The organism is Pseudoalteromonas sp. 0303, from assembly GCF_013349995.1.
Taxonomy (GTDB): Bacteria; Pseudomonadota; Gammaproteobacteria; order Enterobacterales; family Alteromonadaceae; genus Pseudoalteromonas.
This window is the reverse complement of sequence record NZ_JABVXF010000006.1, coordinates 25339-49527: the sequence shown is the minus strand read 5'-3', so window position 1 is coordinate 49527 and position 24189 is coordinate 25339. Positions and strand designations below refer to the sequence as shown.

The 24189-nt window shown below is 42.3% G+C and carries 30 protein-coding genes; 11 read left to right on the top strand and 19 right to left on the bottom strand.

The window, feature by feature from the left end; translation table 11 throughout:
* Window positions 1-7: 7 nt before the first annotated feature.
* Window positions 8-295, bottom strand: coding sequence for a hypothetical protein (locus HUS62_RS05980; RefSeq protein WP_062566674.1), 288 nt, complete (start codon window positions 293-295; stop codon window positions 8-10).
* A gap of 234 nt (window positions 296-529) precedes the next feature.
* Here HUS62_RS05980 and HUS62_RS05975 point away from each other — a divergent pair, with 234 nt between their 5' ends.
* The 5 genes from HUS62_RS05975 (at window position 530) to HUS62_RS05955 (ending at window position 5768) form a co-directional block, all read left to right on the top strand.
* Window positions 530-904: an RNA-binding S4 domain-containing protein gene (locus HUS62_RS05975; protein WP_054563502.1), complete on the top strand. Its 375-nt coding sequence runs from the start codon at window positions 530-532 to the stop codon at window positions 902-904.
* Between the two features lie 70 nt (window positions 905-974).
* A complete protein-coding gene (locus tag HUS62_RS05970; protein ID WP_054563443.1) occupies window positions 975-1394 on the top strand; it encodes a hypothetical protein in 420 nt (139 codons plus the stop codon).
* 220 nt (window positions 1395-1614) lie between these two features.
* Window positions 1615-4365: an aconitate hydratase AcnA gene (gene acnA / locus HUS62_RS05965; protein ID WP_175078875.1), complete on the top strand. Its 2751-nt coding sequence runs from the start codon at window positions 1615-1617 to the stop codon at window positions 4363-4365.
* A gap of 188 nt (window positions 4366-4553) precedes the next feature.
* Entirely contained in the window at window positions 4554-5441 is an 888-nt protein-coding gene (locus tag HUS62_RS05960) for a hypothetical protein (RefSeq protein ID WP_175078874.1), read from the top strand.
* A gap of 81 nt (window positions 5442-5522) precedes the next feature.
* On the top strand, window positions 5523-5768 hold the full coding sequence (locus HUS62_RS05955; protein ID WP_058584005.1) for a hypothetical protein: 246 nt from the start codon (window positions 5523-5525) through the stop codon (window positions 5766-5768).
* Here HUS62_RS05955 and HUS62_RS05950 read toward each other — a convergent pair.
* From HUS62_RS05950 to HUS62_RS05930, 5 genes are all read right to left on the bottom strand, one after another.
* On the bottom strand, window positions 5765-6307 hold the full coding sequence (locus tag HUS62_RS05950) for a DUF4124 domain-containing protein (protein WP_175078873.1): 543 nt from the start codon (window positions 6305-6307) through the stop codon (window positions 5765-5767). The genes HUS62_RS05955 and HUS62_RS05950 overlap by 4 nt on opposite strands.
* A 12-nt stretch (window positions 6308-6319) precedes the next feature.
* Window positions 6320-7048 (bottom strand): ABC transporter substrate-binding protein, encoded by a 729-nt coding sequence (locus HUS62_RS05945; RefSeq protein WP_175078872.1) that lies wholly within the window; start codon window positions 7046-7048, stop codon window positions 6320-6322.
* Between the two features lie 100 nt (window positions 7049-7148).
* Window positions 7149-7889, bottom strand: a complete 741-nt coding sequence (locus HUS62_RS05940) for a phosphoadenylyl-sulfate reductase (protein WP_062566680.1) — start codon at window positions 7887-7889, stop codon at window positions 7149-7151.
* A gap of 38 nt (window positions 7890-7927) precedes the next feature.
* A complete protein-coding gene (gene cysI / locus HUS62_RS05935) occupies window positions 7928-9625 on the bottom strand; it encodes an assimilatory sulfite reductase (NADPH) hemoprotein subunit (RefSeq protein WP_119853731.1) in 1698 nt (565 codons plus the stop codon).
* 48 nt (window positions 9626-9673) lie between these two features.
* Complete coding sequence (locus tag HUS62_RS05930; RefSeq protein WP_175078871.1) at window positions 9674-11488, bottom strand: assimilatory sulfite reductase (NADPH) flavoprotein subunit; 1815 nt, start codon at window positions 11486-11488, stop codon at window positions 9674-9676.
* Between the two features lie 348 nt (window positions 11489-11836).
* Between HUS62_RS05930 and HUS62_RS05925 the strand changes: the two genes are divergently transcribed.
* Complete coding sequence (locus HUS62_RS05925; RefSeq protein WP_175078870.1) at window positions 11837-13477, top strand: endonuclease; 1641 nt, start codon at window positions 11837-11839, stop codon at window positions 13475-13477.
* Between the two features lie 60 nt (window positions 13478-13537).
* On the opposite strand, the gene HUS62_RS05920 is transcribed toward HUS62_RS05925, so the two are convergent.
* Together HUS62_RS05920 and HUS62_RS05915 are read right to left on the bottom strand one after the other, a co-directional pair.
* The gene (locus tag HUS62_RS05920; RefSeq protein WP_175078869.1) at window positions 13538-13852 is read right to left on the bottom strand and encodes a hypothetical protein; all 315 of its coding nucleotides are present in this window, start codon (window positions 13850-13852) and stop codon (window positions 13538-13540) included.
* 67 nt (window positions 13853-13919) lie between these two features.
* Complete coding sequence (locus HUS62_RS05915; RefSeq protein WP_175078868.1) at window positions 13920-14642, bottom strand: hypothetical protein; 723 nt, start codon at window positions 14640-14642, stop codon at window positions 13920-13922.
* Window positions 14643-15114: 472 nt separating this feature from the next.
* Between HUS62_RS05915 and HUS62_RS05910 the strand changes: the two genes are divergently transcribed.
* The 5 genes from HUS62_RS05910 (at window position 15115) to HUS62_RS05890 (ending at window position 18900) form a co-directional block, all read left to right on the top strand.
* The gene (locus tag HUS62_RS05910; RefSeq protein ID WP_119852677.1) at window positions 15115-15255 is read left to right on the top strand and encodes a DUF3149 domain-containing protein; all 141 of its coding nucleotides are present in this window, start codon (window positions 15115-15117) and stop codon (window positions 15253-15255) included.
* 142 nt (window positions 15256-15397) lie between these two features.
* Entirely contained in the window at window positions 15398-16378 is a 981-nt protein-coding gene (locus HUS62_RS05905; protein ID WP_054563919.1) for a hydrolase, read from the top strand.
* Entirely contained in the window at window positions 16375-16632 is a 258-nt protein-coding gene (locus HUS62_RS05900) for a YheU family protein (RefSeq protein WP_054554495.1), read from the top strand. The genes HUS62_RS05905 and HUS62_RS05900 overlap by 4 nt, the downstream gene beginning before the upstream one ends.
* A 60-nt stretch (window positions 16633-16692) precedes the next feature.
* The gene (locus HUS62_RS05895) at window positions 16693-17886 is read left to right on the top strand and encodes a dipeptidase (protein WP_175078867.1); all 1194 of its coding nucleotides are present in this window, start codon (window positions 16693-16695) and stop codon (window positions 17884-17886) included.
* A 129-nt stretch (window positions 17887-18015) separates the two neighbouring features.
* Window positions 18016-18900 carry a hypothetical protein gene (locus HUS62_RS05890; RefSeq protein WP_175078866.1) on the top strand — a complete coding sequence of 295 codons (885 nt, stop codon included), beginning with the start codon at window positions 18016-18018 and terminating at the stop codon, window positions 18898-18900.
* A 195-nt stretch (window positions 18901-19095) separates the two neighbouring features.
* On the opposite strand, the gene rpsQ is transcribed toward HUS62_RS05890, so the two are convergent.
* From rpsQ to rpsJ, 11 genes are read right to left on the bottom strand one after another with little or no spacing between them, the layout of a single operon-like run.
* Complete coding sequence (gene rpsQ / locus HUS62_RS05885; RefSeq protein WP_054552372.1) at window positions 19096-19353, bottom strand: 30S ribosomal protein S17; 258 nt, start codon at window positions 19351-19353, stop codon at window positions 19096-19098.
* Window positions 19353-19544: a 50S ribosomal protein L29 gene (rpmC, locus tag HUS62_RS05880; RefSeq protein ID WP_054552371.1), complete on the bottom strand. Its 192-nt coding sequence runs from the start codon at window positions 19542-19544 to the stop codon at window positions 19353-19355. The genes rpsQ and rpmC overlap by 1 nt, the downstream gene beginning before the upstream one ends.
* Window positions 19544-19957 (bottom strand): 50S ribosomal protein L16, encoded by a 414-nt coding sequence (gene rplP, locus HUS62_RS05875; protein WP_036974208.1) that lies wholly within the window; start codon window positions 19955-19957, stop codon window positions 19544-19546. Before rplP ends, rpmC begins: the two co-directional genes overlap by 1 nt.
* Window positions 19958-19969: 12 nt before the next feature.
* The gene (rpsC, locus tag HUS62_RS05870) at window positions 19970-20671 is read right to left on the bottom strand and encodes a 30S ribosomal protein S3 (RefSeq protein ID WP_054552370.1); all 702 of its coding nucleotides are present in this window, start codon (window positions 20669-20671) and stop codon (window positions 19970-19972) included.
* Between the two features lie 11 nt (window positions 20672-20682).
* Window positions 20683-21015, bottom strand: a complete 333-nt coding sequence (gene rplV / locus HUS62_RS05865; protein WP_004588690.1) for a 50S ribosomal protein L22 — start codon at window positions 21013-21015, stop codon at window positions 20683-20685.
* A gap of 14 nt (window positions 21016-21029) precedes the next feature.
* The gene (gene rpsS, locus HUS62_RS05860) at window positions 21030-21308 is read right to left on the bottom strand and encodes a 30S ribosomal protein S19 (protein ID WP_010376377.1); all 279 of its coding nucleotides are present in this window, start codon (window positions 21306-21308) and stop codon (window positions 21030-21032) included.
* A gap of 16 nt (window positions 21309-21324) precedes the next feature.
* Window positions 21325-22149: a 50S ribosomal protein L2 gene (rplB, locus tag HUS62_RS05855; RefSeq protein WP_058583716.1), complete on the bottom strand. Its 825-nt coding sequence runs from the start codon at window positions 22147-22149 to the stop codon at window positions 21325-21327.
* Window positions 22150-22166: 17 nt separating this feature from the next.
* Complete coding sequence (rplW, locus tag HUS62_RS05850) at window positions 22167-22469, bottom strand: 50S ribosomal protein L23 (RefSeq protein WP_054552368.1); 303 nt, start codon at window positions 22467-22469, stop codon at window positions 22167-22169.
* Complete coding sequence (gene rplD / locus HUS62_RS05845) at window positions 22466-23071, bottom strand: 50S ribosomal protein L4 (RefSeq protein WP_062568199.1); 606 nt, start codon at window positions 23069-23071, stop codon at window positions 22466-22468. The genes rplW and rplD overlap by 4 nt, the downstream gene beginning before the upstream one ends.
* A gap of 17 nt (window positions 23072-23088) precedes the next feature.
* Window positions 23089-23724, bottom strand: coding sequence for a 50S ribosomal protein L3 (rplC, locus tag HUS62_RS05840; protein ID WP_036974218.1), 636 nt, complete (start codon window positions 23722-23724; stop codon window positions 23089-23091).
* 27 nt (window positions 23725-23751) lie between these two features.
* On the bottom strand, window positions 23752-24063 hold the full coding sequence (rpsJ, locus tag HUS62_RS05835; RefSeq protein WP_002957900.1) for a 30S ribosomal protein S10: 312 nt from the start codon (window positions 24061-24063) through the stop codon (window positions 23752-23754).
* Between the last annotated feature and the right edge of the window lie 126 nt (window positions 24064-24189).

The following is a 24189-nucleotide window of genomic DNA, read 5'->3' as shown; positions in this document are numbered from 1 at the left end:
CAATAAATCAATTAAGATGTTTTTTTAGCCAACTATTAACACTTTGACGGGTATATAGAATATCTTTAAATAAACGGTGAGTTTGATGCTGAAGCAGCTTTTCTTTGTTTGTTTCACCTGAACTTAACTGGCTATGGTTATCATTAAAGCGCGAAATTAACGCAAAACCTTGTTCTGACTTTTCAGGCTGAGACTTAATTGTTTGCGTTAACAAAGCTCGCACATCATCTGCAGCAAGCAATGACGAATCTTGCAAACCCATTAACTCTTTTCTTAGCGCTGATCTTACGCCCATTACAACTTCTCCTGAACGAATAAAAAATGAAACGGACATGCATTTAGCAATTTGTACACCAATTCCAAACGCGCGCAGTGTACCCAGTAAATACTGCAGTTTTTTTACTGTTTATAAAAATGTCAGATTATTTATTGCTGCAAATTTTAACCGCTGAAGAGCTTAAAAATTTAATCTTGGTTCAATTGAGTGCTAGGCTTTATAATGGCTGCGATTGAATTAAGAGAGACCAACATGAACGAAGATTTCATCGAAATTGAACTAGAAGAAGAGCCAATAGAGTTATGTAACTTGCTAAAAGTGCTCGACCTAGTCGAAACAGGCGGCCAAGCAAAAGCCTTAATTGGTGAAGGTTATGTTGGGGTTAACTATGAAATTTGTACAATAAAACGGAAAAAATTATACAGTGGTGACGTGTTGGCATTCGATGGTGAGTTGTTCCAACTGACACTAAGCGAAGATGCAACACCAAATCCTCGCCCACCGGAACCTGTACAAAAAGCACAACCACAAAGCGCTGAAGAAGCGCCAAAAAAATCAAAGCGTAAACGTACTAAAAAGCCAAAAGTAGACGAAAAAACCGGTCGCCGCCCTATCTCGTTTGGTTAACTAGAGCTTGCTTAGTTAGCATAAATCACCTTTAATTGAATGCGATTATAACAACAATAAAAGGTGATTTATGAACCCTCCAGCTTGGCTCAAGCCACTTGCTTGGGCAGCCCTTGTATGGAATCTTTTAGGTGTCATTGCGTTCGTAATGCAACTGTTGATCACACCCGAAATGATTAACCAACTCCCCGAAGCACAACAAGCCGCATACCGCGACATACCGCTCTGGTCAACGGCTGCCTTTGCGATAGCCGTGTTTGCAGCAAGCTTCGCGAGCATCTTATTACTGGCAAAAAAAGCCCTTGCGCGCGAGTTATTTTTAATCTCGTTTATCGCCGTATTAGTCCAGCAATATTATAATTTTGTGGTGATAGATAGCCTTGCTATGTTTGGTACTAGCGCATTAGCAATGCCATTGTGTGTTATCGTTATTGGTTTACTATTACTGTTTATTAGTCATAAAGGTAAACAACAAAACTGGCTTAACTAAAAACACTTATTTCTGAGGGTAGTTTAAAGTGACTACCCTTTTTATCTGCCTCCTTCCCTTGAAATAAATCACATCAGCAGCAACTATATCAGGTAGCATATTTTTTCATCAACTAGATGAATTTCTCAGCTGGTATTAAGTTTGCAATAACACTGTGTCTATTTCGAAAAGGAAACAACAAAGCAAGCCAAATTGCTTGCTCAAACCACAGGGGCAAATAATGAATAACAGTTTTGATACCCAAAAACAGCTTACGATTAATGGTGAGCAATACCATATTCACTCTTTACAAGGTTTAGGTGACAAAGCAAAACGTCTGCCATTCTCTCTAAAAATCTTACTTGAAAACCTGTTGCGCAATGAAGATGGCGTTAATATTAAAAAGCAAGATATCGATGCTTTACTAAACTGGGACCCTCAAGCGAAACCATCAGCAGAAGTAGCGTTTACGCCTGCTCGCGTTGTAATGCAAGATTTTACCGGCGTACCCGCCATTGTCGATTTAGCCGCGATGCGTGATGCCATGGAAAAACTTGGCGGCGACCCTGCAAAAATTAATCCGCTGTCACCTGCTGAGCTTGTTATTGACCACTCAGTGCAAGTTGACGGCTACGGTGAAGATGGCTCATTCGACTTAAATGCGAAACTTGAATATGAGCGCAACAAAGAGCGTTACGAATTTTTACGCTGGGGGCAAACGGCCTTCGATAACTTGAAAGTCGTGCCACCAGCAACTGGCATCGTACACCAAGTTAACTTAGAATATTTAGCCCGCGTGGTATTTAACGATAGTAAAAATGGTAAATCACTCGCCTACCCAGATACCCTAGTCGGAACCGATTCGCACACCACCATGATCAATGGTCTTGGGGTATTAGGCTGGGGTGTGGGTGGTATTGAAGCCGAAGCCGCAATGCTTGGTCAACCGATCAGTTTACTCATTCCACAGGTCATTGGCTTTAAGCTCAATGGTCGCCTGCCAGAAGGCACAACTGCAACCGACCTGGTACTAACCGTAACAGAAATGCTGCGTAACCATGGCGTAGTGGGTAAATTTGTTGAGTTTTATGGTGATGGTCTTGCTGATTTACCGCTTGCAGACCGTGCAACTATTGCAAACATGGCGCCTGAGTATGGTGCAACCTGCGGTATTTTCCCAATTGATGATGAAACCATTAACTACCTACGTTTAACAAACCGCGATGACAAGCAACTTAAACTCATCGAGGACTATGCAAGGCACCAAGGCTTATGGCGTAACCCTGGCGATGAAGCTCATTATACCGACACACTAGAGTTATCACTTGATGATGTTGTGCCAAGCCTTGCTGGACCTAAGCGCCCGCAAGATAGAATTGCCCTTGATAAAGCAGGTAGCATTATTGGTGAGCACTTAAAAGGCTTTCAAGAAGAGCGTATGCAACATCGCGATAAAAGCGATGTTCAAGAGGCGCGCATTGAGGATGAAGGCCCAACAACTAACCCTGATGAGCCAGTGAACGAAGCTCAGTTTATGGGCGCAGCTAAGGTTAACTTTAAAGGCGAAGAGTTTGAGCTTAATGATGGTGCCTGTGTCATTGCTGCAATTACAAGTTGTACAAACACGTCAAACCCAAGTGTTATTTTAGCTGCTGGCCTGGTGGCTAAAAAAGCTAAGCAACTGGGCTTAAAGGTTAAACCATGGGTTAAAACCTCACTTGCTCCAGGCTCACAAGTGGTGACTGATTACTTGAAAAAAGCCGACTTAATGGATGATTTAGATGCATTAGGTTTTAACCTTGTCGGTTATGGTTGTACAACCTGTATCGGTAACTCAGGCCCACTAGCTGATGAAATCACCGATGCAATTCAAAAGCATAAACTGGTTGTAAGCTCTATTTTATCGGGTAACCGTAACTTTGAAGGGCGTATTCACCAAGATGTGAAAATGAACTTCTTAGCGTCACCACCTCTTGTGGTTGCATACGCAATTGCGGGTCGTACAGATATAGACGTTTATAACGAGCCGCTTGCGCAAGACCCTAATGGTAATGACATTTATCTAAAAAATATCTGGCCAAGTGTTAGTGAAGTGAACGAACTCGTCCGCGAAACTGTAACCAAAGAAATGTTCGCATCAAGCTATGGCAATGTGTATCAAGGCGATGATCGTTGGCAGAAAATTCAAATTCCTGATGGCAAACTTTATGATTGGGATGATGCGTCAACCTACATCAAAAAAGCACCATTCTTTGATGGTATGGAGATTGAGCCTCCTGGCATTCCTAGCATTAGTGGTGCGCGCTGTTTAGCAAAATTAGGTGACTCAGTTACCACTGACCACATCTCGCCAGCAGGTGCGATTAAAGCGGATGCACCAGCAGGTCTTTACTTGCAAGAGCACGGTGTACAAAAAGCACAATTTAATTCGTACGGTTCGCGCCGTGGTAACCACGAAGTAATGATGCGCGGTACCTTTGCTAATGTGCGTTTACGTAATCTATTAGCACCGGGTACCGAGGGCGGTGTAACCCGTATGCAGCCAAGCGATGAGCTTGCCAGCATTTATGATGCAGCGATGCAATATCAGCAAGATGGCACGCCACTGATCATTTTAGCAGGCGCGGAATATGGTACAGGTTCATCACGTGACTGGGCTGCTAAAGGCTCACTTTTACTTGGTGTTAAAGCCGTTATTGCACAAAGCTATGAGCGTATTCACCGTTCAAACCTGATTGGCATGGGTGTTTTACCCCTACAATTTAAAGAAGGTGAAAGCTATGAGTCACTGGGTCTAACCGGCCAAGAATCATTCGACTTTGAAGGCTTATATGACAAAACCAATGAAGTCAGTGTGATTGCCACTAACAGTGAAGGCAAACAAATTAGCTTTAGTGTTGATGTGCGTATAGATACCCCGAAAGAGTGGGATTACTACAAACACGGCGGTATTTTACAGTATGTACTGCGTAATATGCTGGCTGAGCAGTAATAGCTGTTAAGTTAACTAAGGGGCTGAATTTTCAGCCCCTTTTTTGTTTAAATCACTAATAAATTGCAGTTTAGACCAACACACTTACTTACAAAAAATGAAAAGCACATAAAAATCAGCATGTTAAAATTGGACCATAGTTTGCAAATGCTAACCAGATAAAAATCACAATAATTTTTGGAATCCCTATGACTATTGCATCATTCAAACGCGCCATTTGCGCAACGGCCATCTCATCAAGTTTATTATTAACAGGCTGTGTTATTCATGTCTCTCCGGGTCAAATCGCAGAACAAAAACAACAAGACTTAAGCGTGTCGGCTGCAAATATCAACGAATTAAAAATTGATGCCGAAGCCGGTTCACTGATCATCAAAGGCGACAGCAACGCCACGGCTATCACAGTGAATGCTAATATCTATGCGGCTAAAGGCGATGAAACTTATACACTAACCCTCGAAAAGCACGGCGACACCGCAGAGCTTATCAGTAAGCTCAATAATGGTAGCTTATCGTTTTACAGTGGCTCATCACCTCATATTGATTTAATCGTCTCTGTGCCTAGTACCCTTAACTTGGATATCGATGATGACTCAGGTGATATCGTGATACGTGCAATGCAAAACGATATCAGCATTGATGATGATTCAGGCTCAATTGTGATCGAAGGGGGTCGCACTATTAATATTGATGATGACTCGGGGGATATTCGCATTAGCAATGTCAGCGGCAATATCAGCATTGAAGACGATTCTGGCTTAATTATGATAGACCAAGGGCAAGGGCGTATTGATATTGAAGATGACTCTGGTGATATCCGCATCGAAAACAGCCAAGGCCCTGCACGTATTATTGATGAATCAGGTAGTATCAGCATTAAAACATTGGCTGGTGCGCTTACTATCGAAGATGGCTCTGGCGATATAGATGTAAGACAAATCAAAGGGCTGGTTACCATTACCGATGGCTCTGGCAGCATTTATGTGGATGACACACTCGGCCTAACTATTATCGAAGCGGGTTCAGGTGATTTAAGCATCGATAACATCAACGGCCCAGTAAAATTGGATAGATAATCAACAATTGCTTGATTTAGAACAATCCTATTAATGACAACAGCACCTACACTTTAATTAAGGCTAAAGTGAGGTGCTTGTATGACTGAACAAACCATCATTCGAATCTTAAAAACCTTTATTATTTTAGGTATTTGCCTAATTATATTGGGGCACTCTTTATTAGCCGGCAATTACTTAAGTGATAGCATGGGTATACATGGCATTATGATCAGCGCAGCGTGTATTGCTGTTGGTGTGTTATTCTCTTTGCCCACTAAAATTTATCTCACTATTTTACTTATGAAAATGGAAAGCGATCTAAAAGCACATAACAAACAGAGCTAATTTCCACCTTGCTCTTTGAGCTGCTGTTCAAGTTGCTTGTTACGTTGCTCCATAAGCTGTTTTACTTGCTCAGCGTCTTGCATCATCTTTTGTACATTTTTAGGGTCGTATACGCCAAGCGCTGAAGGTGCTTCGTTAGCTTTAACGGTTGCTGGTTGCTCTTCATCAGCTTGAAATGTCTCTGCGGGTAACACTGTTATGTCGTTAGGATCTAAACTTACCGCAGTACTTACGTAATTAGGGTGAGGGGTATCAGCATAGTGCCACTGACCATGTTCATCTTGCCATTTATACACGACGACATATGAGTTTGCGTCTTTGCTCAAGCTCAACTTCTCAGTGAGCTTTTTTGCTTGGCTGGTAAGTGTATCGGCACTTTGCGAAGCAAAATCACTCACATCACCACTTACTTTGTCTGAGTAACGCTCGAACATGCTCAGCTCTAGGTAAGGTTTACCGTCTGGCTTTTTAATATAAAACAGCAGGGCAACACTGGTCAGTAGCAACATAACCGCAAGATAACAAAAACGCTTAATCATTCGATTTACCGATTATTGGTAGTTACTCTCAATCTTAGCAAATTCACCGGATGATTTAAGATTTTTCATAAATTCGTTAAATTGCTCGCTGATACGCTTACCCTTTTCATTGTAAGCAAACTGTAATTGCATCGACGCCTTACCAACACTGTAATCACTCACCGTGAATTTTTTAAAAGCATTATTTTTTGAGGCATACCACTGCAGTGTGTTTTTTGCGATAACAGCAACACGTTGATTTTGCTGCATATCAACTAAAGCCTTCAGCATATCTATTTCAGAGTAAAAGTCTTCACGGTGCAACTTGCCAGCAGCAAACAATGCTTCAAATTGCGGGTAGGTATAACCAAAGCGGGCCATTAACACATAACCGCCGAGCTCACCAATTGCTGGAATATGACAACCACTCGGCATCACTAAAATATCTTCTACAACAGCGATACTATCACTCCAATAGTATTGCTTATTTCCGCGATACCACTGCTCAGACTCTAAGCGCACATCAACCTTGCCTTCATCAAGTAAATGCTGTGAACGCACCTCAGGTACCAGCATGTATTGAATATCATGATTATATTTCTCAGCAAAACGAATTAATAACTCATCAACAAGCCCTTTATTACTTCTGTCAGCAAAATGATATGGCGGGTAATCCGTGTCATAAAGCGCAACCCTCAAAGTTTCTGCTCGCACTAAAGGCGCAATAAATAGCAACAATAAAAAAGCAATAACACGACTCATAATTTTCTCTCATAAAATTGAGCCAGGGATTGTATATAAATAACACAAAAAAAGCGCAACCTAGGTTGCGCTTTACGAAAATTCTGATAGGAATTTAGGATTAGATACCATCACCATCGATATGTAAGCCACATTCACGGTTTAAACCAAAGAAACGTGTCTCTTCTTCTGTCATGCCCGGTTCAAGTTTACGGGTTGTATGAACATCGCCCATCGACACATAACCTTGCTCCCAAAGTGGGTGATACGGCAAATCATGCTTAGTTAGATACTGATAAATATCACGGTTGTTCCACTCAATAAGCGGATACACTTTCACAGTCCCTCGGCTGATTTCAACAATTTGCTTATCAGCTCGGCTAGATGACTGATCGCGACGCAAGCCACTAAACCAAGTACCTGCACCCAGCTCGTTTAAGGCACGAGTCATTGGCTCAACTTTATTCAGTTGATTGTACTGCTTAATGCCTTCTTCACCTTGCTCCCAAAGCTTACCAAACTTCGCTTCTTGCCACGCAGGGCTAAGCTCAGCTTTATAAACTTTAAGATTAAGCGATAGTCGCTCCGTCATTTGCTCGATGAACTGATAGGTTTCAGGGAACAAATAACCAGTGTCAGTCAGTACCACAGGAATATCTGGCTGCTGCGATGTTACTAAGTGCAACATCACCGCCGCTTGAATGCCAAAGCTCGACGACAAAAAGTGTGTGCTTGGTAAGTTTTCAAGTGCCCATGCAACACGCTCTTCTGCGCTTTTATCAGCCAGAAGGCCATTTATATCAGCCAGCATGGCTGTTTGGTCTTCTTTGCTCATCGTTAAGATGTTTTTAAATTCACTCATGGTTAATTCCAAACCTTAAAGCGGTGTCGCTTATAAAATTATGCGTGAAAATCAGTTACTGAAACTTTAACTTCAGCAACAATGCCTTTGCGAATTACAAAATCACCAAAACACTCGCCTTCATTACGCTCACTTGCCCATTGGCCAATAAGTTTATCGAATGCCTCTAGGTATACGTCTTCGCCAACATTTTCTAAATACAATTTAGGAATACGCGTGCCTTCACGGTTACCACCTAAGTACACGTTGTATTTACCCGGACCTTTACCAACCAGACCCGCTTCTGCCAACATGGCGCGGCCACAGCCATTCGGACAACCCACAACACGCATAATAATGTTGTCATCGCTGATACCGTGCTTAGCTAATAACGCTTCAGTTTTCTCAATTAAGCTTGGTAAATAACGCTCAGCTTCAGCCATCGCTAACGGACACGTTGGTAATGCCACACACGCCATTGAGTTTTTACGCTGCTCTGTATGGCTGTCATCAATCAGGCCATGGTTGCGAGCAATCTCTTCGATTACCGCTTTTTGATCAGCCGGAACACCTGCGATGATCAAGTTTTGGTTTGCAGTCATACGGAAATCACCTTGGTGAATTTCCGCAATTTTACGGCAGCCTGTTTTAAGAGGTTGATTTGGGTAATCTAAAATACGGCCACTTTGGATAAACAGCGTTAAGTGATGCTTACCATCAATACCTTCAACCCAACCGATACGGTCACCACGGTGAGTAAACTCATACGGGCGGCTTTGCTCAAATTGAACACCGGCACGTTTTTCAACTTCTGCTTTAAATACATCAGAACCTACACGGTCAAGTGTGTATTTAGTTTTTGCATTTTTACGATTTGAGCGGTTACCCCAATCACGTTGTACAGACACCACGTGCTCAGCAATTTTTAACGTGTGCTCAAGTGGAATAAAACCAAAGTCATCTGCTTTACGAGGATACGTTGCTGTATCACCGTGAGTCATCGCAAGACCACCACCCACTAACACGTTAAAACCAACTAACTTGCCGTTTTCTGCAATTGCCACAAAGTTTAAGTCGTTCGCATGCACATCCACCTCATTGTTCGGTGGAATTGTTACTGTGGTTTTAAACTTACGTGGTAAGTAAGTTGAACCTAAAATTGGCTCTTCTGTGGTTTCACTCTTTTCACCATCTAACCAAATTTCAGCGTATGCTTTAGTTTTTGGTAATAGGTGCTCAGAGATCTTCGCTGCCCACTCGTACGCTTCTTGGTGAAGCTCAGATTCAACTGGGTTCGTTGTACATAATACGTTTCGGTTTACGTCGCCCGCCGTTGCAATTGAGTCAATACCCACGCTATTAAGCATTTGATGCATGCCTTTAATGTTTGGCTTAAGCACACCATGGAACTGGAACGTTTGACGCGTGGTTAAACGAATACTGCCATAGCTGGTTTTCTCTTCAGCAAACTTATCAATCGCTAACCATTGCTCTGGCTTGATGATACCGCCAGGCATACGAGCACGTAACATAACATTATGTAACGGCTCTAATTTTTGTTTAGCGCGCTCAGGGCGAATATCACGGTCATCTTGCTGGTACATGCCGTGGAAACGGATCAGTTGGAAGTTATCAGCAGTGAAACCACCGGTTATCTCGTCTTTTAAATCTTGCTCAATGGTGCCACGTAAAAAGTTACTTTCTCTTTTCAAACGCTCGTTATCAGAAAGCTTTACGTTTTTGTCTTGTTCGCTCATGGTATTTCCTAAATTTGTTACAGTGACGGCTGTTAGCTTTAAACGTGATTAGTACACGTCTTTCTGATAGCGATTTGCGCTACGTAAATCTTTTAAATATTGCTCAGCTTGTTCATCATCTTTGCCGCTATTTTCTTTGATAATGTCTACAAGCGCCTGATGAACATCTTTCGCCATACGGTTTGCATCACCACAGATATAGAAATGAGCACCCGCTTCTAACCAAGCAAATACTTCTTGGCTGTTTTTGCGAAGTTTGTCTTGAACATATACTTTTTCCGCTTGGTCACGGCTAAACGCCACATCCACTTTAGTCAGTAAGCCTGACTTCAAGTAACCTTGAATTTCTACTTGGTATAAAAAGTCTTGAGTAAAGTGTGGGTTACCAAAGAATAACCAGTTTTTACCACTTGCTTCACGAGCATCACGCTCTTGTAAAAACGCACGGAATGGGGCAATACCCGTACCCGGACCTACCATGATAATTGGCGTTTCATCATTAGCCGGTAAACGGAAATTATCGTTATGCTCGCTAAATACTTTTACTTTGCAGCCTTCTTCAGCACGACGTGCTAAATAACCAGAACAACCACCTAAGTGCTCGCTACCAAATGCATCAAACTCAACCAGACCCACAGTTAAGTGAACTTCTTCTTCAACTTCTGCTTGGCTAGATGCGATCGAATATAAACGTGCTTGTAGTTTACGTAAGCAGTCTACTAAGGTTTGTGCTTCAAGCTGAGCTGGGTTTTGACGAATAATATCGAAGATTTGGCGAGGTTCGATGTACTCACGCATTGCCGCTTTATCTTCAACTAACTTTAATAAATCAGGGCTGCCAGTTGCTGTTGCGTATTTTTCAACAAAACCTGGATACGACTGAGTTAATTCTAATTTTTCGATTAATGCATCACGAATAGTTAGCTCTTCGTCGCCGAGTTTAACCGTGCTAGATGCATCGATTTGTGTAAGCGTAAGTACTTCATCAACAAGCGCTTCGTCATTTAAGAAGTAAACACCTAGCGAATCACCAGGTGTATAGGTAATGTCTGAACCTTCTAATGAGATTTCAACATGACGCACATCTTTGGTTGAATCACGGCCGGTAATTTTTTGCACAACACTTAGTTCTGCAGCAAATGGGTTTTGCTTGGTGTATTGGCTTGCTGCTGGTGCCGCTGCACCAAATGGCATAGCCACAACTTGACCACCACTTGCTTGTTGCTGCGCTTTAAGATCAGGCTCAAACGCATCAAGTGCACCATCAATCCACTTAGCTGCTTCATCATCGTAATCTACATCTAGGTCAGCACGCTGGAAAATAGTTTCTGCGCCAAGCTTGTTAAAACGCTCTTCAAAATCTTTTGCTGTTTGGCAGAAGAACTCGTAGCTTGAATCACCTAAGCCAATCACAGCCACTTTAACACCATCTAGTTTAGGTGCTTTTTTAGTTGTTAAGAATTCATGAAGGCTTTCAGCGTCTTCTGGTGGCTCACCCTCACCGTAGGTTGAAACAACAACCGTGATAAACTTTTCTTTTTTCAGGGCTGTTGGTTTGTAGTCAGCCATGTTTACTAGCTTAACAGTTAGACCGCGCGACTCTGCCTGCTCTTTTAACTTGCTCGCCACGCCTTTTGCGTTACCCGTTTGCGAGCCGTATAAAATAGTTAGCGGCGGTGCTTCACCTGCAGCTGGAGTGGCAGCAACACCACCGGTTAATGCACCTGCGTTGGCATTCGCAGCTAAGTAACCACTTACCCACGCTTGCTGAATTGGATTAAGTTCAGCCACTAAGCCTTGCAGCTTCTGTACTTGCTCTTGCGATAGCGGGCTCGCCGCTGCATTTAGTTGACTTAACAACATGAATTTATTCCTCGTAACCCTGAAAAGTTAACTGCGAAACGAACTTGCTACTGTCATTTCGCGAACAATTTTTTCGACTTTAAAGACTCAATAGAAATGCTTTAAAGGTTTATCTGAGCGTGAAGAATAACGAGGTCTGAGGCGATTAAAAAAGAATAGAATCTGCTTTGATATTCCATTTAGTTATTAATTTAGTATTTATCCAAAAAAAACATATTAAAAGCAAAAATTCCCAAATAAGAAACCTTTTATTAATTAACATTATTGCAACATAAGCCAATTAGCCTATACTCGCTGTGTTCATTTTGAGAACAGCAAAAACTATTAAAATATAAAAAGGAAAATACAATGTCACACGGGACATGTAAAAAATATATGCTAGCCAGTAGCTTACTTTGTTTAGCAAGTTCAGCATTGGCAAATGTTAGTAACGCCGACTTCGAAAGCTGGTCAGCAAATACCCCTGCAAGCTGGAGCACTATTGATAGCGGTATTAGTCTTAGCGCTAATACTAATGTGGTTTACTCAGGTAATTACTCAGCACAAGTCGTGGTTAATACTGGCACCCAAAGTAATACCGATTTACAACAATTAGTAGAGGTAGTGGCGGGTGAAAGTTATGAGTTTTCTGCTTGGGTTTACCATACAGAAGGTGGCGTAAAAGCTCGCTTAGTAGTTGATGGCTATCAAGGCTATTCTAACTCAGCATTAACCAATCAATGGCAACAAATCAGTTATCAGTACACAGCCTCTGCGACCACATCAATTAATGTTGGCCTGCGCTTTTACGATGTAACTGGTTTTGATGGCAGCGAAGTCGTTTATGTAGATAACTTTGCACCAAATACAGACTCAACTCCACCACCTACGGGCAGCTGCGCCGATAACCAAGTGTCTTTAACCCTCACTACCGATAATTATGGGGAAGAAACCAGTTGGCAAATCACCAATAGCCAAGGTAGTGCAGTAGCATCAGGCGGCAGCTATGCAGCAAATACTCAATACAGTGAGCAAGCATGCTTAACTGATGGTGACTATACCTTTACTATTTTTGATAGCTATGGTGATGGCATATGCTGCTCTTACGGTAACGGTAGCTATAGCCTTTCATTCGGTCAAACAGTACTTGCCAGTGGTGCAAGCTTCCAAAGCTCAGACGCTACGTCGTTTAGTTTAGGTGATAGCTCAGGTGGCGGTAACGGCGGTGGTACAACCCCAACAGAGCCAACGGGGTACTATGTAACAACCCAAGGCCTTAGTGGTTATGCACTGAAAACAGAACTATACAACATTATCAAAGGTCACAACTCGCAGGGCTATTCAGCTATTTGGAGTTTTTATGATGTTGCTTCACGCGATAAGTATTTTGAAAACGACAACTCTATTTTAGACCGTTATTCAGAAAACCCTGCAGGCCAAGACAGCTACAACTATGTTGCTGTGAGCGACCAATGTGGTACATACAACAGCGAAGCAGATTGCTACAACCGTGAGCATTCTTTCCCAAAAAGTTGGTTTGGTGGAACAGTTGAGCCAATGAATTCAGACGTACATCACATTTTTGCCACTGATGGTTATGTCAATTCAAAACGCAGTAACTACCCATTTGGTGAAGTAGCTAGTGCAAGCTATACCTCTAGTAACGGCAGCAAATTAGGCAGCGCTGCTAGCTCATTAAATTACTCAGGAACGGTTTTTGAACCTATTGATGAATTTAAAGGTGACTTTGCAAGAGCCTATTTCTATATGGCAACACGCTATGAAAACGTGATTGGCTCATGGCAAAACAACACAACTTACAGTAACGCTGTACTGAATGGTTCATCTGATCAGGTCTTTGAGAGCTGGGTCGTTACTATGTTATTAAAGTGGCATAACGAGGATCCAGTGAGCCAATTAGAGCTTGACCGTAACCAAGCTGCTTATGAACATCAAGGTAACCGCAACCCATTTGTGGATCACCCAGAATTTGTAGAAATGATTTGGTAACTTCGTTAAGCCAAGGCACTTAGTTTCGGCTAAGTGCCTTTTTATACGGTAAAGCATGACTTAAGCCTCATTAGGGTTTAACTGCTCGACAAGGCGAATGTCATGTAACAAATGGTTATGCCTTACCGACAAAGTATTTTCTGCTGTTGGCTTTATTTTATAACCGAGCTGCTGTAAAACCAGCGTAAATAGGGCGGCATGTTGATAACTAAGAGGTTGTCCGCTTAATTCAAATTCTTCGATTACGCTATTTGCATAACTAGAACTATTTTGTAATGACTGCCAAATACGCATTTGTACTTGAGAAACCTGTATCACTGATGTGTGATAGCAATTGATTTGTAGGCTTAATAAATAGTTTTCTAGTGAGTTCATAGCGATATCCATTACAAAAAACGCTACTTTAAAAGCTCAAGTTAAGTTGAGGTAAAGTGTTTTGTTATTACTTTTTACTCCACTTATTCATTATATCTTTAAATAGTTTTGCTTCTTTATCTTCACAGGGTCTTGGGGATCCGCTTGGCACTCCAGATTTACCAAACACCGAATTAAAATCTATGCCGTAACACATGCCATTTAGTACCTCGATACGCTTGCTGCCATCGCCATTTTGCCAAACGACAGTTGCTTTATCAGAGACGGTTAATTGTGCGGGCACCGTAACCCTGCCTGTAGGCGATTTATCATTAGCGGCTTCATCCTGCTCAAACAAAGACGCATTAGCAGAACCATTTTCAAAATTAAGCTGTGGGATTGGCGCATACGGGTTAAGCTTTTTAAAGGGTAATTCGGTTATTTTTGAATTCTCAAGTGCCTGATTAGGTCCTACAACCTCCGAGGTAGCTTTTTTTGGTTCATCTTTTGTAGGATTAACTGTATTAGAATCACTTATCTGCTCAGAGCTACTCTGCGAAGCTTTTTCGTTTTTTGGCAAAGAATTAACCTCATCAGGCATTCCTTCTGTTTGCTCAGGTGAAGGTTTTTCTTGGATCTTCTGCAAGCTAGGTAACGAAGTTAAATCAACACTCACATACGCGTTGATTACTTTTGGCGGTTCAGCGACTGCGGGGAGTTTCACAAACTTTCCATATCGAGCAAATAGCAATAAAAGCACAGCATGTAGCGCAATCGAGATGATCCATGCTTTGTAATTCCCTTTTAACACCCTAGCGCCTCGTTTTATTTTTAAGAGTGCTAAATGAGTGAATTAGTTCATAGGAAAGTTGCGAGTTAGCGAGTTAGCGAGTTAGCGAGGGTAAAGGTTCTAGGTTCTAGGTTCTAGGTCAAGCATAACCTTGGGAGTGCTTTAATGTGGTTTGGGTTTACCAAAGAAAAGGTTTACATGGATTGTGTTGGGTTTCGCTGCGCTCAAACCAACCTACCCGAAGAGTGAACAGGGCAAATACTGAGTGAGACACCACACTAACCAACCCCACTCTTCTGATCTGACGTCTGAAAGCTGATAGCTCTATTTACGTTGGGTTTCGCTGCGCTCAAACCAACCTACCCTAATAAACTTGATCCAAATCAACTATTAAATCGGCTTATTTAGCATCAGGAAAATAGCTTGATCTGGATCATATCAGCCGCCCTCAAGCCAGCCTATGATTAACTCATAGACATTAGGAGGCACAACCATGAACGTATTCTTCAGAGATTTTTTTAGCGACCCAGTTTTATTTATGTCATTCGGCATTTTGGCAGTTGTTATCGTTTTATGCCTTTTCTATGTTGGTTTCTTTATTAAGAAAATACACGACGCAGAAGTTCCTAAGTAAGAATTAAGCACGACGCACAAAGCCCCTATCCAATTTATTGTTTAGGGGCTTTTTATTTGCAGCTAGCTAAAATCTTGTAGCGGTTCTCAAAAAGCAAAAACTTGCTACAATAGGCGCTTATTTTGTTTCGAAAGTGTCAGCTATGTTACCTGAGTTTAAGCCTGCGTGGTGGATGCGCAATCGCCATTTACAAACCATAATGCCGCGCTTTTTTCGCCCTTTTCATAATACCCGCTACGACTTATCGACAATCGATACTCCAGATGGCGACTTTTTAGAACTGGCTTGGGCAACACCTCATAACGAGCAAGCACCCCTCGCTATTGTATTGCATGGTTTAGAAGGCAATATAAACAGCTTTTATGCTAAAGGCATGATGAAAAAGCTTAAGCAGCAAGGCTTTGCGGTGGTATTAATGCATTTTCGAAACTGCTCTCGCGAAGTTAACCGTTTGGCACGTGCTTATCACAGCGGCGAAACAGAAGACCTGCGCTTTTTCATCAACCACCTGAAGAGCAAGTTTCCAAAACGCCCGTTATTTGCCGTAGGCTTTTCGTTAGGTGGTAATGTACTGGCAAAGTATTTAGGTGAGCAAGGTACTAAATCAAACTTAACTGGCGCAGCCGTTGTGTCTGCACCATTTGACTTGTCATCATCTTGCGAAGTTATTCGTAAAAGCTTAGGTAAGATTTATCAAAAGTATTTACTCGACCGTATGAAAAAGTCGATGCAAAGAAAGCTACCACAAATCGAACAGCAAATTAGCCTAACGCCAGAAAAGCTCATGGCGATTGATGACTTATGGCAATTCGATAATATGCTCACGGCACCATTGCATGGCTTTGCCGGTGCTGAAGATTACTATCAGCAAGCGAGTGCAAAACCATTTTTAAAAAGCATTGCAACACCTACGCTGATTGTGCACGCCAAAGATGACCCGATGTTATCAATAAAAGCCGTGCCAGATAGCTTAGATGTGAGTGAACATGTTACGCTGCGCATCTCAGAACAAGGGGGCCATGTTGGATTTATTAGCGGTAAAAACCCTTTTAAGCCCGAATATTGGCTTGAACGAATTGTGCCTGAGTATTTTCAACAATTAGTTAAAAAAGAGCAGTTATGATCATTCCCCACGAACGCCTCGATAAAGAGACTCTGTATAATTTAATCGAAAGTTATGTTTTACGTGAAGGCACTGATTACGGCGAACAAGAATTTAGCATTGAAAGCAAAGTAGCGCAGGTTCATCAACAGCTTAAAAATGGTGAAGCCATGGTGTTTTTTTCTGAGTTACATGAGTCAGTGACGATTATATCCAAAGCTGAATTCATTGCTCTACAAGCTGACCCAGAGTACCAAGCGTCGTTTAACGACTAAACTTGTAAGTTACACTGTAACCCTTCACAATGGCTTTTTAACTTAAAGAGCCATTAAAAAATGAAAAAACTAAGCTCACTGGTTGCCGCAGTTTCTTTGGCCTTAATTGGTCAAGCAAATGCAGATCAGGTTACTGCATCAGATAAAGCCATTAAACTGGCAAAAGACACTATTTTAATCGATACCCATATCGATGTGCCTTACCGCATTCATAACAAGTGGGCTGACGTAACCAAAGCTACAAGCGACGGTGACTTTGATTATCCGCGTGCTGTGCAAGGTGGTTTGAACGCTCCTTTCATGTCAATTTACATTCTTGCAAACCTAGAATTTGAAGGCAAAGGTAAAAGCTATCAATTAGCAAATCAGCTAATCGATTCTATGGAAGCGATTGTGCAACGCGCACCAAGTAAATTCGCTATTGCTGACTCAACTGCCGATATTAAAGAGCAGTTTAAACAAGGTAAAATGTCGATTGCTATGGGCATGGAAAACGGCTCACCTATCGAAGGCGACATTAAAAACCTTAAGCATTTTTATGAGCGTGGCGTACGTTACATCACGCTAGCTCACTCGCAGAGTAACCACATTTCTGATTCATCTTATGATATTCGTCGTAAGTGGAAAGGCCTTAGCCCATTCGGTAAAGAGCTAGTAAAAGAAATGAACAACATTGGTATGCTGGTTGATGTATCGCATATTTCTGATGATGCGTTTTACCAAGTGATGGAAATATCGAAAGTACCCGTGATTGCTTCACACTCGTCACTGCGTAAATACACTCCTGGCTTTGAGCGTAATATGAATGACGACATGCTGTTAGCTCTTAAAAAGAATGGTGGTGTTATTCAAATTAACTTCGGTTCAAGCTTTGTTACAGCAAAAGCAGGCTCTTGGTACGATCAACTTAAATCAGCAAAGGCTGAAAAGAAAAAAGACGGTACTAAGCTAAGCAAAGATTTTGATGCTGCTTATCGCGCTAAAAACCCGTTTCCATTTGCAAGCTTAGAACAAGTACTTGATCACCTTGACCATGTAGTTGAGCTAATTGGTATCGATTATGTGGGGATTGGCTCAGATTACGATGGTGTAGGCGACTCTCTACCTACTGGCTTAAAAGATGTATCTAGCTATCCTAACCTTGTGCAAGGTCTAATGGACCGTGGTTATAGTGATAAAGACATCAAAAAGATTTTAAGTGGCAATATGCTACGTGTATGGCAACAAGCTGAAGCATACGCAAAAGCCCATTAATCGGCATAAACTCTATTTAAAAGCGCAGCTAACTAGCTGCGCTTTTTATTTTTATCATCATAAGTATTTGATAATACAAATAGCTTGTTTTAATCTGCTGATATTACAAAGCAACTTGGATGATGTGATATGTCGACTTGGCAAGGGAATACTGCGCTGGCATTTGCAAGCATTGCACTTGGCTTATCAATTTATAGCTATACAAAAGCAAACTCTAATGACAAGCCTGTAGTTATTCAGCAAGCAAAACCTAACTTAAAAGAGTTGGCCATTCCAGAGCAAGACAGAGAAAATCTAGTCGCCTTACATGGCTATATTTTAGATCTCGAAACACGCATTCACGAGCTTGAAAATAAAGCGCCTACAATTGATCCTGAGCGACTTGCCTCATTAGTTAAACAAGCAATGGAACAGCAAGAAAAAGAGCGACGAGTCGAAATTGAAAAAAGAAATCCGGCGCTTGGCTGGCTAAGTAATTTACCTGATGACTACCGCGAACGCATCAAAGCAGACCCACAATATGCCGACAGCTCAATAAATGAAGCTCTTGCCACCTTACTCAATTTGAGTAAGTCCGAAAATGAGCGCTTAGCTGCCTACGGGCAACTAAAAATGACCCTCAGTATGCTCAGACGCGACTTGGACGACAGCCAAGCAAATGCAGTAATCGATGCCATGATAAGCATTAGCGAATACACGAATGATCCTAAGATTCGTGTCAGTACTTTAGAGAATTTATCTCGCCAAAATAACGTATCGCCTAAGCTCGCTGAGCATTTTCAAAAACTGTTACAAACTGACGATAATGATTATGTTCGCAATATTTCTGCCACAGCCCTCATCGGCCAATTTTTTCGTGCCACAAGAGACGGCAATAATAGTTATGCCAGTGATTTAGCAGAACGAATTACCACTCTTGAAAATAGTAGCAATACAAAAGTTGCCGAAATCATGGCTGAAAACCTAAAAGGCCCACGGTTAAGAGAAGAAATAGATAAAGCGCTGGGGAAATGATTGAAGGTGCTAGGTGCTAGGACAAACTAAATCCAGTTTATCCTGAAGTAACTATTAACTTGTTTTCTTGCACTGAAATGAAAGCCCCTTCTCGATCTAATCTGACGTCTGACAGCTGAAAGCTTCCAGCTATTTTTTATAACAAAAAGCCCCAGCGGATGCCGGGGCTTTTTAGTAAGGAAACTTAATTAAAAATTAAGCTTTCTTTGGACGCTCAACAACGTCTACTAAAGTCCAAGACTTAGTCTTAGAAATAGGAGCACACTCAGAAATAGTAACTACGTCACCAGTTTGAGCTGTGTTGTTTTCGTCATGTACGTGTAGTTTAGTCGTACGTTTGATGAATTTACCATATACTGGATGCTTCACGTAACGTGCGATAGCAACAGTGAAAGATTTATCCATCTTGTCGCTGATTACACGGCCTTGAAGAGTACGGATTTTATCGCTCATTATTGACCTGCCTTCTGGTTAATAACTGTTTTTACACGCGCGATATCGCGACGTACTGTTCTTAGCGTGTGTGTCTGAGCTAACTGACCAGTGCTTGCTTGCATGCGCAGGTTGAACTGCTCACGAAGAAGTCCTAGAAGTTCAGCATTTAGCTCTTCTACGCTTTTGTCTTTTAGTTCGCTAGCTTTCATTACATCACCGTCCGAGTTACGAAAGTTGTTGTGAATGGTAATTTACGCGCTGCAAGGTTAAATGCTTCACGAGCAAGCTCTTCAGAAACACCTTCCATTTCGTAAAGTACTTTACCAGGTTGAATTTCAGCAACCCAATATTCAACAGAACCTTTACCTTTACCCATACGAACTTCTAATGGTTTGTTCGTAATTGGCTTATCTGGGAATACACGAATCCAGATTTTACCTTGACGCTTTACGTGACGTGTCATAGCACGACGAGCTGCTTCGATTTGACGAGCAGTCATACGGCCACGGCCAGTAGCTTTCAAACCGAAAGTACCGAAGCTTACTTTGTTACCGTTTTGCGCTAAACCGCGGTTGCGGCCTTTGTGCATTTTACGGAATTTTGTACGTTTTGGCTGTAACATTACTCGCTACCTCTACTTAGCACTTTTTTTGGCTTTCTTTGGCGCGCGTTTAGCTGGCTTCTCTTGCTCTTGTACTAGTGGTAAACCACCAATAACTTCGCCTTTGAAGATCCAAACTTTAACACCAATGATACCATAAGTGGTTAAGGCTTCAGAAGTTGCGTAGTCGATATCAGCACGAAGAGTATGTAGAGGTACACGACCTTCACGATACCATTCTGAACGTGCGATCTCAGCACCGCCAAGACGACCGCTAACTTCAACTTTGATACCCTTTGCACCAATGCGCATTGCATTTTGTACCGAACGCTTCATAGCGCGACGGAACATAACACGACGCTCTAGCTGTGACGCAATACCGTCAGCTACTAGTTGTGCATCAAGTTCAGGCTTACGAACTTCAGCGATATTAATCTGAGCCGGAACACCTGCAATCTTAGTTACTGCTTGACGTAGTTTTTCAACGTCTTCGCCTTTTTTACCGATAACAACACCAGGACGAGCTGTGTGAATTGTTACACGGATAGATTTAGCTGGACGCTCGATAACGATTTTAGACACAGAAGCCGCTTTTAATTCCTTAGTAAGGAAAGTACGTACTTTGTGATCGCCAAAAAGCTGATCAGAGAAATCTTTTGAATTCGCGTACCAGGTAGAAACCCAAGGTTTAGAGATACCTAGGCGAATACCAGTAGGATGAACTTTTTGTCCCATTACTTATACTCCTAGCTATCTGAAACCACAACAGTGATGTGGCTTGTACGCTTAAGGATGCGGTCTGCGCGTCCTTTAGCACGTGGCATAATACGCTTCATTGTTGGACCATCGTCCACAAAGATCGTAGTTACACGAAGCTCATCAATGTCAGCACCTTCGTTATGCTCTGCGTTAGCAATAGCAGACTCAAGTACTTTTTTAACTAATACAGCCGCTTTTTTAGGGCTGTACGCCAGGATTTCTAGAGCGCGATCAACCGGAAGTCCGCGGATCTGATCTGCAACTAGACGTGCTTTTTGCGCCGAACCAGAGGCGAATTTATGTTTAGCTAATGCTTGCATTTATCATTCCCCTCTTAACGTTTCTTCGCTTTCTTATCCGCAGCGTGACCGCGGTAAGTACGAGTTGGTGCAAATTCACCTAGTTTGTGACCGATCATTTCGTCTGTGATGAACACAGGAACGTGCTGACGACCATTATGGACAGCGATGGTCAATCCGATCATGTTAGGTATGATCATTGAACGACGGCTCCAAGTTTTAATTGGCTTCTTGTCACCGCTTTCCAACGCTTTCTCTACCTTCTTCAGCAAGTGTAGGTCAATAAAAGGACCTTTCTTGAGAGAACGTGGCATGGCTATTCCTCAACTATTATTTAGTACGACGACGTACGATAAATTTATCAGTACGCTTGTTCTTACGTGTCTTAGCACCTTTAGTCGGCTTACCCCATGGAGACACAGGATGACGACCACCAGATGTACGACCTTCACCACCACCGTGCGGGTGATCTACCGGGTTCATGGCAACACCACGAACTGTCGGACGGATACCACGCCAGCGATTTGCACCAGCTTTACCTAGTGAACGAAGCATATGCTCAGAGTTGCCTACTTCACCAAGTGTTGCGCGACAGTCAGCTGGAACTTTACGAACTTCGCCAGAACGAAGACGTAGAGTTACGTATTGACCTTCACGAGCAAGGATTTGAACGTATGCACCAGCAGAACGTGCGATTTGCGCGCCTTTACCTGGTTTTAATTCTACGTTGTGAACAGTCGAACCTACAGGCATGTTACGCATTGGTAACGTGTTACCAGCTTTGATTGGTGCATCAATACCAGATTGGATTGAATCACCAGCTTTTAAGCCTTTAGGTGCAATAATGTAACGACGCTCACCGTCTGCATATAATACAAGAGCGATGTTTGCGCTACGGTTTGGATCATACTCTAGACGCTCAACAACAGCTGGAATGCCATCTTTAGTGCGTTTAAAGTCGATTACACGGTAATGATGCTTATGACCACCACCGATGTGACGAACCGTGATACGACCTTTGTTATTACGACCACCAGACTTAGAGTTTTTCTCTAGTAGTGGTGCGTAAGGTTTACCCTTATGTAGATCTGGGTTAACCACTTTAACCAGGTGACGACGACCCGCAGAAGTTGGTTTACACTTTTGAAGTGCCATAATTCTAACTCCCCTTATTACTCGGCGCCGCCGACAAAGTCTAGCTCGCTACCTTCTTTAAGAGTAACGTAAGCTTTCTTCCAGTCTGAACGACGACCGAAACGCATGCCAGTACGTTTTGTTTTACCCTTAACGTTTAGTGTGCGAACACCAGTTACTTCTACTTCAAAAAGCTTTTCTGCTGCAGCTTTGATTTCAGCTTTAGTTGCATCAGAAGCTACTTTGAAAACAATCGTGTTGTTCTCTTCAGCAGCGATAGTGCTTTTTTCAGAGATGTGTGGAGCAAGGATCACTTTTAAAAGACGTTCTTCACGGATCATGCTAGCGCCTCCTCAAGTTGCTTAACAGCAGCAGCTGTAATAAGTACCTTATCGAAAGCGATTAGGCTTACAGGATCGATACCAGCTACATCACGCGTGTCAACCTTGTATAGGTTACGTGCCGATAAGAAAAGATTCTCATCTACTTCTTCAGTCACGATTAGAACATCTTTAAGCTCAAGTTCTTTAAGCTTAGCAACTAGTTCTTTAGTTTTTGGTGCTTCAAGACCAAACTGCTCAACAACGATTAAACGCTCTTGACGAACTAATTCAGATAAGATGCTTTTGATCGCACCGCGGTACATTTTACGGTTTACTTTTTGGCTGTGATCTTGTGGTTTAGCTGCGAAGCTAACGCCACCTGAACGCCAAATTGGGCTACGAATTGTACCAGCACGTGCACGGCCAGTACCTTTTTGAGACCATGGTTTTTTACCACCACCGCTAACTTCAGAACGTGTCTTCTGAGCACGAGTACCTTGACGAGCACCTGCTGCGTAAGCAACAACTACTTGGTGTACTAATGCTTCGTTAAACTCACGTCCAAAAGTAGCTTCAGAAACTTCAAGAGCGCCAGAAGCGTCTTTAATTGCTAATTCCATCACTAAATCTCCAGGACTTATGCTTTAACAGCTGGTTTAACGATAACGTCACCGCCGATAGCGCCAGGTACTGCACCTTTAACTAAAAGCAAGTTACGCTCAGCGTCAACGCGAACTAGTTCTAAGTTTTGAGTCGTTACACGCTCAGCACCCATGTGACCGGCCATTTTCTTACCTTTAAACACCTTACCAGGTGATTGGTTTTGACCGATTGAACCAGGAGCACGGTGAGATAGAGAGTTACCGTGAGTAGCGTCTTGCATGCTGAAGTTCCAGCGCTTAACACCACCTTGGAAACCTTTACCTTTAGAAGTACCGGTTACGTCAACTTTGTTGATTTCGTTGAATAATTCAACAGTAAGCTCAGCGCCTACTTCAAAATCGCCTTCACCACCATTTAGGCGGAATTCCCACAGACCGCGACCCGCTTCAACACCAGCTTTAGCGAAGTGACCCGCTGCTGCTTTGTTTACACGGCTTGCTTTTTTAGTGCCTGCGGTTACTTGAAGCGCGTTATAACCGTCAGTTGCTTCAGATTTGATCTGAGCAATGCGGTTAGGTGTCGCTTCGATAACTGTCACAGGGATAGATACACCATCTTCAGTGAAGATACGTGTCATACCCACTTTACGACCGACTAGACCTAATGCCATTTTCCTAAAACCTCTCTAATCTTCCGATTAACCCAGGCTGATTTGAACATCAACACCAGCAGCAAGATCTAAACGCATTAGAGCGTCAACAGTCTTGTCAGTTGGTTCTACGATGTCGATCAGACGTTTATGGGTGCGGATTTCGTACTGATCACGCGCGTCTTTGTTAACGTGCGGTGAAGTTAGTACAGTAAAACGTTCAAAGCGTGTAGGTAGTGGGATTGGACCACGTACTTGAGCGCCAGTGCGTTTCGCAGTTTCCACGATTTCCGCCGTTGATTGGTCAATCAAACGGTGGTCAAAAGCTTTTAGGCGAATACGAATGCGTTGATTTGACATTCTTAAACCTCAATATAAAGAGCATTTAAAAAGAGCATAAAAAAAACGACCGAAACAATCTTAATAACTAAGATGTCGGCTGCTTTCTTATATCTACGATGAATTCCAAATCGGAATTCCTGTTTA